Here is a 12,070-nt window from a genome sequence, read left to right on the forward strand (position 1 = left end):
GAAAATAAATGCGGTTGGGGCCCTGTGCCACAGCCGCTTTTTTTGGCATATTTTTGTTGTTTTTTTACGAAACCTGAGGAAATACACATGTCCAAGATCGTTAAAGTGATCGGTCGTGAAATCATCGACTCCCGTGGTAACCCGACCGTTGAGGCCGAAGTTCACCTGGAAGGTGGTTTTGTTGGTATGGCAGCCGCTCCGTCTGGCGCGTCCACCGGTTCCCGCGAAGCGCTGGAACTGCGTGACGGCGACAAGAGCCGTTTCCTGGGTAAAGGCGTGCTGAAAGCCCTCGAAGCCGTCAACGGCCCGATCGCTCAAGCTCTGCTGGGTAAAGATGCCAAGGACCAGGCCACTGTCGACCAGATCATGATCGACCTCGACGGTACCGAGAACAAATCCAAGTTCGGCGCCAACGCCATCCTGGCTGTTTCCCTGGCCAACGCCAAAGCTGCCGCAGCTGCCAAAGGCATGCCGCTGTACGCCCACATCGCCGAGCTGAACGGCACCCCCGGTGTCTACTCCATGCCGCTGCCCATGATGAACATCATCAACGGTGGTGAGCACGCCGACAACAACGTCGACATCCAGGAGTTCATGATCCAGCCGGTTGGCGCCAAGACCCTGAAAGAAGCCGTTCGCATGGGCGCCGAAGTGTTCCACAACCTGGCCAAAGTGCTGAAGTCCAAGGGCTACAACACTGCAGTTGGTGACGAAGGTGGTTTCGCTCCGAACCTGAAATCCAACGCCGAAGCGCTGGAAGTGATCGCCGAAGCCGTTGCAGCTGCCGGTTACAAGCTGGGCACCGACGTGACCCTGGCCATGGACTGCGCTGCTTCCGAGTTCTACGATGCAGAGAAGAAAGAGTACAACCTGAAAGGCGAAGGCCGTGTCTTCACCTCCAACGGTTTCTCCGACTTCCTGGAAGAGCTGACTGCCAAGTTCCCGATCGTCTCCATCGAAGACGGCCTGGACGAATCTGACTGGGAAGGCTTCGCCTACCAGACCCAGAAACTGGGCAAGAAAATCCAGATCGTGGGTGACGACCTGTTCGTAACCAACACCAAGATCCTGAAGCGCGGTATCGACAACGGCATCGCCAACTCCATCCTGATCAAGTTCAACCAGATCGGTTCCCTGACCGAAACTCTGGCTGCCATCAAGATGGCCAAAGACGCTGGCTACACTGCCGTCATCTCCCACCGCTCCGGTGAGACCGAAGACGCGACCATCGCCGACCTGGCCGTTGGTACCGCTGCTGGCCAGATCAAGACCGGTTCCATGAGCCGTTCTGACCGTGTTGCCAAGTACAACCAGCTGATCCGTATCGAAGAAGCCCTGGGTGCCAAGGCTCCGTTCCGCGGTCTGAAAGAAGTGAAGAACCAGGCTTAATCGTCGCCGGTTCTCTTGCTTCACAAAGCCCCGCCATCCGGCGGGGCTTTTTCGTCTGTGTCACCCCCATCCCCAGATTCTGCATTTTTTGTTCCGACCCAACCCATCCGGGACACAGGCTTTCTTTTGTCTTGTCTGCGAATATGGGAAACTAGGCCGCTTGAAGGAGACTCAGTGCATGCGGCTACTCACTCTTATCCTGCTCTTCCTGTTGGGAGGGCTTCAATACGACCTCTGGCTGGGGAAGAATGGCCTGTCTGACTATCGTGAGCTGTCCGATGCCATTACCCGGCAGCAGCAGGACAATCTGTTACTCAAGGATCGCAACAACCTGATTTATCGCGAGATTGATGACCTGACCTCGGGCCTGGAGGCTATCGAGGAGCTGTCGCGCAACGATCTTGGCTACATCAAGCAGGGCGAGACCTTCTACCGCATCATTCCCAAGGACAAAGACAAGGGCTCCAGTTCCGGAGACGCAGCCTACGATGACTGATCATCACAGCGGACTGACCGCCATCGTGCCGGCCGCCGGCATCGGCAGCCGGATGGGGGCCGAGTGCCCGAAACAGTATCTGCAGCTGGCGGGCATGGCCATTCTGGAGCACACCCTGACCCGACTGCTCTCCCACCCGGCTATCGGTCAGGTCATAGTGGCGCTGGCTCCCCATGACCGCTGGTTCGACACACTGGCCGTGGCTGCCGATCCGAGGATCCTGCGAGTGGAAGGGGGCGCCGAACGCGCCTTCTCCGTGCTCAATGCGCTGCACGTGGCGCAAGGGGAGTGGGTGCTGGTGCATGACGCCGCCCGTCCCTGCCTGACCCACGGCGATCTCGATCGCCTCATCGCCACCGCCATGGCCTGTGGCGGAGCCATCCTCGGCAGCCGGGTGCGCGACACCATGAAGCGCTCCGACGCCGCCGGCAACATCCTCGCCACCGTCGAGCGCGAGGAGCTCTGGCACGCCCTGACCCCGCAGATGTTCCCCACCGGCTCCCTCAAGCGGGCGCTGGAGGAGGGGCTGGCGCTGGGTGCCACCATCACGGATGAGGCCTCCGCCATGGAGCGGGCCGGCTTCCCGGTGCGGATGGTGGAAGGGCGGGCCGACAACATCAAGGTGACCCGGCCGGAGGATCTCTCCCTGGCGGGGCTCTATTTGCAGCAACAGGACGCGCGCCGGCCGGCGCGACCCGATTCACCCACAGAGGAGCTGGCATGATCCGGATTGGACATGGTTTTGATGTACACAAGTTTGGCGGGGTTGGCCCCTGCATGCTGGGCGGGGTGGCGGTGCCGTATGAACAGGGCCTGCTGGCTCACTCCGATGGTGATGTGGTGCTGCATGCGGTGAGCGATGCCCTGCTGGGGGCCATCGGCGCCGGCGACATCGGCCGCCATTTCCCCGATACTGCGGCCGAATTCAAGGGCATCGACAGCCGCATCCTGCTGCGGGACGTGTTTGCCCGGGTGCAGAAGGCGGGTTATGCCATCGGCAATCTGGATGTGACCATCATCGCCCAGGCGCCCAAGATGGCGCCCCACATCGACGCCATGTGCGCCGTGCTGGCCGCCGATCTGCAATGTGATTTGAACCGGGTGAACGTCAAGGCGACGACCACCGAACAGCTTGGATTCACGGGGCGCAAGGAAGGGATCGCCACCGAAGCCGTCGTCTTACTGGTGAAACAATAATGCTCGAACAACTGGCCTACCTGCACGGGGCGCCCACGGCCCGCGGCATCCTCAAGGCGCAAGCCGCCGACTTCGTGGTCAATGAAGATCTCGGGTTTGAACCCTGCGGCGAGGGTGAGCACATCTTCGTCCAGGTGCGCAAAACCGGCGAGAACACCGCCTGGGTGGCGGGCCTGCTGGCCGATGCGGCCGGGGTTGCCCGCAATGCGGTGACCTGGGCCGGGCTGAAAGATCGCCACGCGGTGACCGAACAGTGGTTCGGTATCCACCTGCCTGGCAAGGCAGAGCCGGACCTCTCGGTCATCGAGAGCGACAGCATCCGGATCCTGCAGGTGAAGCGTCACAACAAGAAGCTGCGGGTCGGCTATCTCAAGGGCAACCACTTCACCCTGCGCCTCACCGGACTGGAGCAGGCCGACGGGCTGGAGTCCCGCCTGCAGGCCATCGCCGACCAGGGCGTGCCCAACTACTACGGCGAGCAGCGTTTCGGCCGTGGTGGCAACAATCTGGAGGCCGCCAAGGCGATGTTCGCCGGCAAGCGGATCAAGGATCGCAACAAGCGCTCCCTCTACCTCTCCGCCGCCCGCAGTATGCTGTTCAACGCCATCGTCAGCGCCCGCATCGAGCAGGGGCTGGCCCATCAGCTGCTGGCTGGCGACTGCGTGATGCTCAAAGGCAGCCACTCCATCTTCAGCGAAGAGAGCGTGACGCCCGAGCTGGAGGCGCGTCTCGCCTCCGGCGACGTGCAGCTCACCGCGCCCCAGTGGGGGCGTGGTCGCTCTGCCAGCCAGGGCGCCGCCGCCGAGTTCGAGCAGGCAGTGCTGGCGCCTTATCACGAGTGGTGCGAGGGGCTGGAGAAGGCGGGGCTGGATCAGGATCGCCGCCCCTTGCTGCTCAAGCCGCAGGCCATGAGCTGGCAGTTGGAGGGGGCTGTGCTGACCCTGTCGTTCTTCCTGCCGGCCGGGGCGTTTGCCACCAGCGTGGTGCGCGAGTTAATGCAGGCCGAAGAGGCCGATCATGGTTTCAGGAATCAGTCCGATGAGAATTCTGGTCAGTAATGACGACGGTGTGCATGCCGAGGGTATCCGTGCCCTCAGCGAGGCGCTGGCCGCCTGCGGCGAGGTCATCGTGGTGGCGCCGGATCGCAATCGCAGCGGGGCGAGTCACTCCCTGACGCTGGAAGTGCCGCTGCGGGTCACCCGCATCGCCGAAACCGGATATCATGCGGTGAAGGGAACGCCGACCGATTGCGTGCACCTGGCCGTCAACGAGCTGGTGCGCCCGGAACCCGACATGGTGGTGGCCGGTATCAACCACGGTGCCAACCTGGGGGATGACGTCATCTACTCGGGCACGGTGGCGGCTGCAACCGAGGGACGCCACCTCGGCTTCCCCTCGCTGGCCATCTCGCTGGTAGGCAAGACCCATTTCGCCACGGCGGCCCACTACGCCGCCCAGCTGGTGAGGGGCATGATGGTGCACCCGCTGCCCGCCGATCAGATCCTCAACGTCAATGTGCCTGACCTGCCCCTCGACCAGATCAAGGGGATCAGGGTGACGCGCCTTGGCAACCGCCACCGGGCGGAGTCGGTGATCTGCACCGAGGATCCCCGCGGTCAGCCCATCTACTGGATCGGCCCCCCCGGCAGCCAGCAAGATGCGGGAGAAGGCACGGATTTCGCCGCCATCGAGCAGGGCTACGTCTCGATCACCCCCCTGACCATCGATATGACTGCCTACAGCAGTCTGGCGGGGCTGGGGGCTTGGTTGGACCTGCAGGGATGAAGGTGTGATAGTACAGCGCCTGTTAAACCAGCTGATTGCGCAGGACATTCGCGATTTCCGCGTACTCGCGGCGATTGCCAAGGTGCCGCGCCAGCTGTTCGTGGATGAAGCCATGGCCCACAAGGCCTGGGACAATACGGCCCTGCCCATCGGTCACGGCCAGACCATCTCGCAGCCCTACATGGTGGCGCGCATGACCGAACTGCTGATCCAGAACAATCCGGCCCACGTGCTGGAGATTGGCACAGGATCGGGTTATCAGACGGCGGTGCTGGCTCATCTGGTGGAGCACGTCTACACGGTGGAGCGGATCAAGTCGCTGCAGTTTCAGGCCCGGCGCCGGCTGCGCCAGCTCGACCTGCACAATGTCTCCGCCAAGCACGGCAATGGCTGGCTGGGCTGGCCCAATAAAGGACCATTTGACGCCATTCTGGTCACGGCGGCGGCCAGCGAGGTGCCGACGGCCCTCACCGATCAGCTGGCCGACGGTGGCCGGCTGGTATTGCCGGTGGGAGATAGCCAGCAGACCCTGCAGCTGATCGAGCGGTCGGGCTCCCAGCTCACCAGCCGGATCCTGGAGCCGGTTCGTTTTGTTCCCCTGATTGACGGAGATGTCGAGTGAAGTTGTTTTCCCGCCTCTATGTGCTGGTGATGCAGTGGGCGCGCCACAAATATGCCCCCTGGTATCTGGCGATCACCGCCTTCATCGAGTCGGTGTTCTGGCCCATCCCGGTGGATGTGATGCTGGCCCCCATGGCGCTCGGCAAACCCCGGCGGGCCTGGCACTATGCCGCGCTCGCCACCCTGTTTTCGGTACTGGGCGCCCTGGTGGGTTACCTGCTCGGCTATGCCCTGTGGGAGCCTGTCGTTCAGCCGCTGGTTGCGTCGGTCGGCTATGAGGAGAAGATTGCCGTGGCCGAACAGTGGTTTCAGCAGTGGGGTATCTGGGTGATTTTTATTGCCAGCTTCACGCCGATCCCCTACAAGGTGTTTACCGTCACGGCCGGTCTGCTGCAAATGGCACTGCTGCCCTTCATCGTGACCTCGCTGATCGGGCGTGGCATGCGCTTTTTCCTGGTGGCGGGTCTGATGCGCTGGGGTGGCGAAAAGATGGAGCGCAAGCTGATGCACTATGTGGATGTGCTGGGTTGGCTCTGTATTGGTTTGGCCGTCGTGGCCTATTTCTGGTTTAGTCGTTGAGGATCCACTATGCGTTCGCGTATTTGGCAAGGAAGCAGTGTCGTCGTGTTGTCATGGCTGTTGCTTGCTTGCGCTTCCAGCAAGACCGCCGCCCCCGTCCAGGGACTGGGCAATGACGGTCTTGTTTCCACCATTCCGGCGCGCCAGATGGCAGCCCAGCCCACCATTCAGGGCAACAGCTACACGGTGAAGAAAGGGGATACGCTCTACTCCATCGCCTTCAACTCGGGCAATGACGTGCCCTCGCTGGCCAGCCTCAATGGCATCAGCCCCCCCTACAACATCTATCCGGGTCAACAGATCCGGCTCGACGCCTCCGGCAGCACCATGGCGGTGGCACGCAGCGCGGGCACCTATCAGGTTCGACCCGGTGATACCCTGAGCAGCATTGGTCGCCAGTTCGGCATGTCGAATCAGACCCTGGCCCAGAACAACAATCTGAGAGCCCCCTTTGCCCTTCAGGTGGGGCAGGTGCTGAACGTGCAGTCCTCCGGGGCGAGCAGTGGCCAGATGGTGGCGGCGACTTCGCCGGTGACCGCTCCGGTGGTCAGCCAGAGCAGTGGTCCCAAACCCCTGGCGCCGGCAACGTCAGGTACGACCACTCCATTCATCAAACAAAAAACCGTTGCTCAGCCATCTTCAAAAGAATACGCTCAGGCAAAAGAACAAAAAAACGACAACAAGCCTCAGTCGAGACTTTCTTGGCACTGGCCGACCAAAGGCCGGATCGTCGAGGGTTTCTCTGTTGCAGAACAGGGGAACAAGGGCATAGATATCGCCGGCCAGAAGGGGCAACCCATCTATGCGGCGAGCGGCGGCAAGGTCGTCTATGCGGGTAGCGCACTAAGGGGTTATGGCAAGCTGATCATCCTCAAGCACGATGATGACTACCTTTCAGCCTACGCTCACAACGATGAGCTGCGGGTCAAGGAAGGGGATTCTGTGCAGGGCGGATCTGTCATTGCCAACATGGGTAGCACGGACGCGCCGGATGTGCGATTGCACTTTGAAATCCGGTACAGAGGCAAGTCGATCAACCCGATGAGCCATTTGCCAAAGCGTTAGACCCAGAGAGTTAAGTCTTACTCTGGTGCAGGTCAGGGAGACACGCCATGAGCCAAGAACAACTGGTAATGCAGGATGCAGAGTTAGAGTTCGACGAAGAGCTGGAGAGTCAGGAAGAAGAAGAGATACAGGAAGTTGCGGCCGAGGCCGAAGAGACGATTTCCGATGAGCTGATGGCACCTGAACTGAACAAGGTGATGGATGCCACCCAGCTCTATCTCGGGGAGATTGGCTTCTCCCCCTTGCTCACGGCTGAAGAGGAAGTCTATTATGCTCGCCGTGCCTTGCGGGGTGACAAAGCCGCCCGCAAGCGCATGATCGAGTCCAACCTGCGGCTGGTGGTCAAGATCGCCCGTCGTTACAACAACCGCGGCCTGGTGCTGCTGGATCTCATCGAAGAGGGCAACCTCGGTCTCATCCGCGCGGTCGAAAAATTCGATCCGGAGCGCGGCTTCCGCTTCTCCACCTATGCCACCTGGTGGATCCGCCAGACCATAGAGCGGGCCATCATGAACCAGACCCGTACCATTCGTCTGCCCATTCATGTGGTCAAGGAGTTAAACGTTTACCTGCGCACCGCGCGCGAACTCTCTCATCGCCTCGATCATGAACCGACCGCCGAGGACATTGCCCAGGCGCTCGATCGCTCGGTGGATGATGTGAACCGCATGCTCAAGCTCAACGAGAAGATCACCTCGGTCGATACCCCAATTGGTGGCGATCGCGACAAGGCGCTGCTGGATGTGCTCTCTGATGAGCGCGGCATGGGCCCTGAGCTGGAGTCGCAGGATGACGACATGCGCGCCAGCATAGTGCACTGGCTGGAAGAGCTGAATCCCAAGCAGCGTGAGGTGCTGGCCCGTCGCTTCGGTCTGCTCGGCTATGAGCCGGCGACCCTGGAAGACGTGGGGGCCGAGATTGGCCTGACCCGGGAGCGGGTGCGCCAGATCCAGGTGGAGGGACTGCGCCGTCTGCGGGAGATCCTGCTGGGGCAGGGGCTCTCCATCGAGGCGCTGTTCCGTACCAACTAATTGCTGCGAGTGAGCGAAGATGCTTACCAGGCAAAACAAAAAGGGGCCCAAGGCCCCTTTTTCATGTCGGCAGGATCCTCAGGATCAAACCGGATCCAGCGTATCCAGCGGCCAGCGCGGCACGGCCTTCACGGCCAGCGGCTCGAACACGCCCGCTTTCAGGCGCTGCATGCCGGCATAGGCGATCATGGCGCCATTGTCGGTGCAATATTCGGTACGCGGATAGAACACTTCCCCCTTGAGGCTCTCCATCAGCTCGGCCAGCTGGGCGCGCAGGTGACGGTTGGCGCTGACGCCGCCGGCGACCACCAGGCGATTGAGGCCGGTCTCCTTCAGGGCGCGGCGACACTTGATGGCCAGTGTATCGACCACCGCATCCTCAAACGCCCGGGCGATGTCGGCACGGGTCTGCTCGTCATCGCCATTGGCTGCGATGGTGTTGGCGGCAAAGGTCTTGAGGCCGGAAAAGCTCATGTCGAGCCCGGGGCGGTCGGTCATGGGACGCGGGAAGGTGAAGCGGCCCTTGAGGCCTTTCTCTGCCAAGCGGGAGAGCAGCGGACCACCGGGATAGTCCAGACCCATCAGCTTGGCGGTCTTGTCGAACGCCTCGCCGGCGGCATCGTCGATGGATTCCCCGAGCAGCTGATAGCTGCCGATACCGTCGACCCGCACCAGCATGGAGTGGCCGCCGGAGACCAAGAGCGCCACAAAGGGGAACTCGGGAGCCTTCTCTTCCAGCATGGGCGCCAGCAGGTGGCCTTCCATGTGGTGCACGGCGATGGCTGGTTTGTTCCATGCCATCGCCAGCGAGCGGCCTATGGTGGCCCCCACCAGGATGGCGCCAACCAGACCCGGGCCCGCGGTATAGGCGATGCCGTCGATGTCATCCTTGCCCAGTCCGGCCTCTTGCAACGCCGCCTGGATCAAGGGGATCGTCTTGCGCACATGGTCCCGGCTGGCCAGCTCGGGAACGACGCCGCCGTAGTCCGCATGCAGCTTGACCTGGCTGTATAACTGGTGGGAAAGGATCCCTTTTTGATCGTCGAAGATCGCGATCCCGGTTTCGTCACAGGATGTCTCTATGCCCAATACACGCATTGCTAAAAAATTTCACTGCTAAAATGAGACGGCTATGGTAACCTTCGCGGGTTTTTTAAACCAGAGCGATCTCTGTGGGTTTACTTTCATTCCCTGTCCAGAGTATAATTTCGCACCATTTTAAGACATGCTGATCGATTGAAGGTCAGCTAACAATTTATCACTGAGGTGAAAGGCACATGCCAGTAATCAAAGTCCGTGAAAATGAGCCGTTTGACGTTGCTCTGCGTCGTTTCAAGCGTTCTTGCGAAAAAGCCGGTATCCTGTCCGAAGTTCGTAGCCGTGAGTTCTACGAGAAGCCGACTACCATTCGCAAGCGTGCCAAAGCGTCCGCCGTTAAGCGTCACGCCAAGAAGCTGTCCCGCGAAAACGCACGTCGTATCCGCCTGTACTAATCAAGGGATCATGCCGTGTCTCTGAAGGATCAACTCAAGGATCAGCAAAAGCTCGCCATGCTTGCCAAAGACAAGCAGCGGTTGGGCGCGATCCGTCTGTTGATGGCTGAAATCAAGCAGCGTGAAGTTGACACCCGTGTCGAGCTCAATGATCAGGATATCCTCGCTGTGGTGACCAAGATGGTCAAACAGCGCCGTGATTCCATCAGTCAATTCGAGGCCGCCGGTCGCCAGGATCTCGCCGACAAAGAGTCCGCCGAGATCGCTGTGCTGCAGGAGTTCCTGCCGCAACAGCTGACCGCAGCCGAGATTGCCGCACTGATTGAGCAAGCCATCGCTGAAAGTGGTGCTGCCGTCATGGCTGACATGGGCAAAGTCATGGCTGTCTTGAAGCCGAAAATTCAGGGGCGTGCCGATGTCGGCGCCGTCAGTGCGCAGGTGAAAACCCGCTTGGCGTAACAGGCAACTCTCTTGTTTGGTCAAATAAGCCGTGCTTCCCTGGGAATGCGCGGCTTTTTTATTTTCTACGCAATGAAACAGGACGGTTATGGCAGGCAGGATCCCACAATCCTTTATCGATGATCTGCTGGTACGCACAGACATTGTCGAGTTGATCGACTCCCGTGTGCGACTGAAGAAAGCCGGTAAAAACTACCAGGCTTGCTGCCCTTTTCATAACGAAAAAAGCCCCTCGTTTACCGTCAGTCAGGAGAAGCAGTTCTATCACTGTTTCGGCTGCGGTGCCCACGGCAATGCCATCGGCTTTGTGATGGAGTACGACGGGCTCGAGTTTCCCGACGCCATCGAAGAGCTGGCCAGCCTGCATGGCATGCAGGTCCCCCGTGAGCAAACGGCGGGGGGAGCCAGCAATAGCCAACCGGCCGTCAGCAAGGATCTGTTCGAGCTGATGAACCAGATTGCGCGCTTCTACGAGAGCAATCTCAAGAGCGCGCCGCAGGCGGTGGAGTATCTGAAGGGTCGGGGCCTGACTGGCGAGGTGGTCAAGCGCTTCAACATCGGGTATGCCCCCGGAGACTGGGATCAGGTGCGTCGCCGCTTTGGATCCAGCCGGGAGCACGAGCAGTTGCTCATCTCTGGCGGCATGCTGATCCCCCGTGACAGCGGCCCGGGCAGCTATGACCGCTTCCGCGATCGCATCATGTTCCCGATCCGCGACAAGCGCGGCCGGGTCATCGGCTTCGGTGGCCGGGTGTTGGGGGATGGCACGCCCAAGTATCTTAACTCTCCCGAAACGCCCATTTTCCATAAAGGGCGGGAGCTGTTCGGTCTCTACGAGGTCAAGCAGACGCACAAGGATCCGCGTCGGATCCTGGTGGTAGAGGGCTATATGGATGTGGTGGCGCTCGGCCAGTACGACATCGATTATGCGGTGGCGGCGCTGGGAACCGCGACCACCAGCGACCATATCCATACCCTGTTTCGCACCACGGCCGAGGTGGTCTGCTGTTACGACGGCGACAATGCCGGCCGTGAGGCGGCCTGGCGGGCATTGGATAACGCGCTGTCCCATCTGCAGGATGGCCGTGCACTCAAGTTCGTGTTTCTGCCGGATGGCGAGGATCCCGATTCCCTGGTGCGCCAGATCGGCAAGGATGGGTTCGAAGCGCTGCTCGACCAGGCTCAGCCGTTTGCCGATTTCATGTTCGAACGTCTCGGGCGCGATGCGGCTCTTTCCGGTGAGGCCGGCAAGTTCGAAGTGGCTAACAAGGCCGCCGATCTGATCCGCCGGGTGCCGGAAGGTTTTACCCGCGAGGGGTTGATCACCCGGCTCTCCAGCATGATGCGTTGGGGTGAAAACAAGCAGCGGATCGCCGAACTGTTTGCCCGCAACAGCCAGCCGAAGGCCGAGGTGAGCAAGCCCAAGGCGGCCAAGCTGACACCACTGCGCCGGGCGTTGGCATTGATGGTGCAATATCCGGCGATTACCGCCGAGCTGCCGGCCATGCCTGAGCTGGCTGGCCTGCGTCTGCAGGGGATCCAGTTCCTGCTGCAACTGCATCAGCAGATCCTGACTCAGCCCGGGGTGACAACAGGTATTCTGCTGGAACACTGGCGCGGTACCAAAGAGGGAGAGATCCTGGCCCAGCTGGCGATGCACGATCTGTTTGAAGAGGTAAAGCTCGACCAGGAGCCCGATATTCTGGGAGAATTGCAGGATACTTTCGTCGGTTTCATCAACCTGTTCCTGAAGCAGCGCATCGAGGAATTGCAGGCCAAGGTGGCGCAGGAAGGGCTAAGCTCTGAGGAAACTCAGGAGCTGATGATGCTGATCAGAGAGGTGCAGATTGAGAAAAGAAATGAAAGTGGGGCTTGATATTTGAGTGATTAACCCCAATATGAATACCGTTGCCCGAATGGACGGGATTAAAAGCAAACATTTTATAACCGCCTGG

Annotated in this window: 14 protein-coding genes; 13 read left to right on the plus strand and 1 reads right to left on the minus strand. The window is 60.5% G+C overall.

What is annotated here, in order from left to right:
• Positions 1 to 87: 87 nt before the first annotated feature.
• The 10 genes from eno to rpoS all read left to right on the plus strand — a co-directional run bounded on the left by eno (position 88) and on the right by rpoS (position 8,163).
• The gene (eno, locus tag ACB033_RS18710) at positions 88 to 1,389 is read left to right on the plus strand and encodes a phosphopyruvate hydratase (protein WP_005309426.1); all 1,302 of its coding nucleotides are present in this window, start codon (positions 88 to 90) and stop codon (positions 1,387 to 1,389) included.
• 178 nt (positions 1,390 to 1,567) lie between these two features.
• On the plus strand, positions 1,568 to 1,885 hold the full coding sequence (gene ftsB, locus ACB033_RS18715) for a cell division protein FtsB (RefSeq protein ID WP_139725101.1): 318 nt from the start codon (positions 1,568 to 1,570) through the stop codon (positions 1,883 to 1,885).
• Complete coding sequence (gene ispD / locus ACB033_RS18720) at positions 1,878 to 2,609, plus strand: 2-C-methyl-D-erythritol 4-phosphate cytidylyltransferase (RefSeq protein WP_371140673.1); 732 nt, start codon at positions 1,878 to 1,880, stop codon at positions 2,607 to 2,609. The genes ftsB and ispD overlap by 8 nt, the downstream gene beginning before the upstream one ends.
• Positions 2,606 to 3,082 (plus strand): 2-C-methyl-D-erythritol 2,4-cyclodiphosphate synthase, encoded by a 477-nt coding sequence (ispF, locus tag ACB033_RS18725; protein WP_005309431.1) that lies wholly within the window; start codon positions 2,606 to 2,608, stop codon positions 3,080 to 3,082. The genes ispD and ispF overlap by 4 nt, the downstream gene beginning before the upstream one ends.
• Positions 3,082 to 4,140 carry a tRNA pseudouridine(13) synthase TruD gene (gene truD, locus ACB033_RS18730; RefSeq protein ID WP_017780945.1) on the plus strand — a complete coding sequence of 353 codons (1,059 nt, stop codon included), beginning with the start codon at positions 3,082 to 3,084 and terminating at the stop codon, positions 4,138 to 4,140. The genes ispF and truD overlap by 1 nt, the downstream gene beginning before the upstream one ends.
• On the plus strand, positions 4,121 to 4,867 hold the full coding sequence (gene surE / locus ACB033_RS18735) for a 5'/3'-nucleotidase SurE (RefSeq protein WP_139725099.1): 747 nt from the start codon (positions 4,121 to 4,123) through the stop codon (positions 4,865 to 4,867). Before truD ends, surE begins: the two co-directional genes overlap by 20 nt.
• A 4-nt stretch (positions 4,868 to 4,871) precedes the next feature.
• A complete protein-coding gene (locus tag ACB033_RS18740; protein ID WP_005309437.1) occupies positions 4,872 to 5,489 on the plus strand; it encodes a protein-L-isoaspartate(D-aspartate) O-methyltransferase in 618 nt (205 codons plus the stop codon).
• Positions 5,486 to 6,067 (plus strand): YqaA family protein, encoded by a 582-nt coding sequence (locus ACB033_RS18745; RefSeq protein ID WP_026141142.1) that lies wholly within the window; start codon positions 5,486 to 5,488, stop codon positions 6,065 to 6,067. Before ACB033_RS18740 ends, ACB033_RS18745 begins: the two co-directional genes overlap by 4 nt.
• Positions 6,068 to 6,076: 9 nt before the next feature.
• Positions 6,077 to 7,132 (plus strand): peptidoglycan DD-metalloendopeptidase family protein, encoded by a 1,056-nt coding sequence (locus tag ACB033_RS18750; RefSeq protein ID WP_025202185.1) that lies wholly within the window; start codon positions 6,077 to 6,079, stop codon positions 7,130 to 7,132.
• A gap of 47 nt (positions 7,133 to 7,179) precedes the next feature.
• On the plus strand, positions 7,180 to 8,163 hold the full coding sequence (gene rpoS / locus ACB033_RS18755) for an RNA polymerase sigma factor RpoS (RefSeq protein ID WP_005309444.1): 984 nt from the start codon (positions 7,180 to 7,182) through the stop codon (positions 8,161 to 8,163).
• 84 nt (positions 8,164 to 8,247) lie between these two features.
• Here rpoS and tsaD read toward each other — a convergent pair whose 3' ends face one another.
• Positions 8,248 to 9,261, minus strand: coding sequence for a tRNA (adenosine(37)-N6)-threonylcarbamoyltransferase complex transferase subunit TsaD (gene tsaD, locus ACB033_RS18760; protein WP_010635011.1), 1,014 nt, complete (start codon positions 9,259 to 9,261; stop codon positions 8,248 to 8,250).
• A gap of 179 nt (positions 9,262 to 9,440) precedes the next feature.
• On the opposite strand from tsaD, the gene rpsU reads away from it, so the two are divergent.
• The 3 genes from rpsU (at position 9,441) to dnaG (ending at position 11,991) form a co-directional block, all read left to right on the plus strand.
• The gene (gene rpsU / locus ACB033_RS18765; protein ID WP_005309452.1) at positions 9,441 to 9,656 is read left to right on the plus strand and encodes a 30S ribosomal protein S21; all 216 of its coding nucleotides are present in this window, start codon (positions 9,441 to 9,443) and stop codon (positions 9,654 to 9,656) included.
• Positions 9,657 to 9,671: 15 nt separating this feature from the next.
• Entirely contained in the window at positions 9,672 to 10,115 is a 444-nt protein-coding gene (locus ACB033_RS18770) for a GatB/YqeY domain-containing protein (RefSeq protein ID WP_099360085.1), read from the plus strand.
• Between the two features lie 88 nt (positions 10,116 to 10,203).
• On the plus strand, positions 10,204 to 11,991 hold the full coding sequence (gene dnaG / locus ACB033_RS18775; protein WP_139725097.1) for a DNA primase: 1,788 nt from the start codon (positions 10,204 to 10,206) through the stop codon (positions 11,989 to 11,991).
• The last annotated feature ends 79 nt before the right edge of the window (positions 11,992 to 12,070 follow it).

The sequence above is a fragment of the Aeromonas sp. S15(2024) genome (assembly GCF_041402265.1).
GTDB lineage: Bacteria > Pseudomonadota > Gammaproteobacteria > Enterobacterales > Aeromonadaceae > Aeromonas > Aeromonas dhakensis.

Excerpts from the sequence above, each read along its gene's own strand:
- rpsU (WP_005309452.1), top strand. The coding sequence starts at position 9,441 with ATGCCAGTAATCAAAGTCCGTGAAAATGAGCCGTTTGACGTTGCTCTG.
- rpoS (WP_005309444.1), top strand. The coding sequence starts at position 7,180 with ATGAGCCAAGAACAACTGGTAATGCAGGATGCAGAGTTAGAGTTCGAC.
- truD (WP_017780945.1), top strand. The coding sequence starts at position 3,082 with ATGCTCGAACAACTGGCCTACCTGCACGGGGCGCCCACGGCCCGCGGC.
- ispF (WP_005309431.1), top strand. The coding sequence starts at position 2,606 with ATGATCCGGATTGGACATGGTTTTGATGTACACAAGTTTGGCGGGGTT.
- surE (WP_139725099.1), top strand. The coding sequence starts at position 4,121 with ATGAGAATTCTGGTCAGTAATGACGACGGTGTGCATGCCGAGGGTATC.
- dnaG (WP_139725097.1), top strand. The coding sequence starts at position 10,204 with ATGGCAGGCAGGATCCCACAATCCTTTATCGATGATCTGCTGGTACGC.
- eno (WP_005309426.1), top strand. The coding sequence starts at position 88 with ATGTCCAAGATCGTTAAAGTGATCGGTCGTGAAATCATCGACTCCCGT.
- ftsB (WP_139725101.1), top strand. The coding sequence starts at position 1,568 with ATGCGGCTACTCACTCTTATCCTGCTCTTCCTGTTGGGAGGGCTTCAA.
- tsaD (WP_010635011.1), bottom strand. The coding sequence starts at position 9,261 with ATGCGTGTATTGGGCATAGAGACATCCTGTGACGAAACCGGGATCGCG.
- ACB033_RS18750 (WP_025202185.1), top strand. The coding sequence starts at position 6,077 with ATGCGTTCGCGTATTTGGCAAGGAAGCAGTGTCGTCGTGTTGTCATGG.
- ispD (WP_371140673.1), top strand. The coding sequence starts at position 1,878 with ATGACTGATCATCACAGCGGACTGACCGCCATCGTGCCGGCCGCCGGC.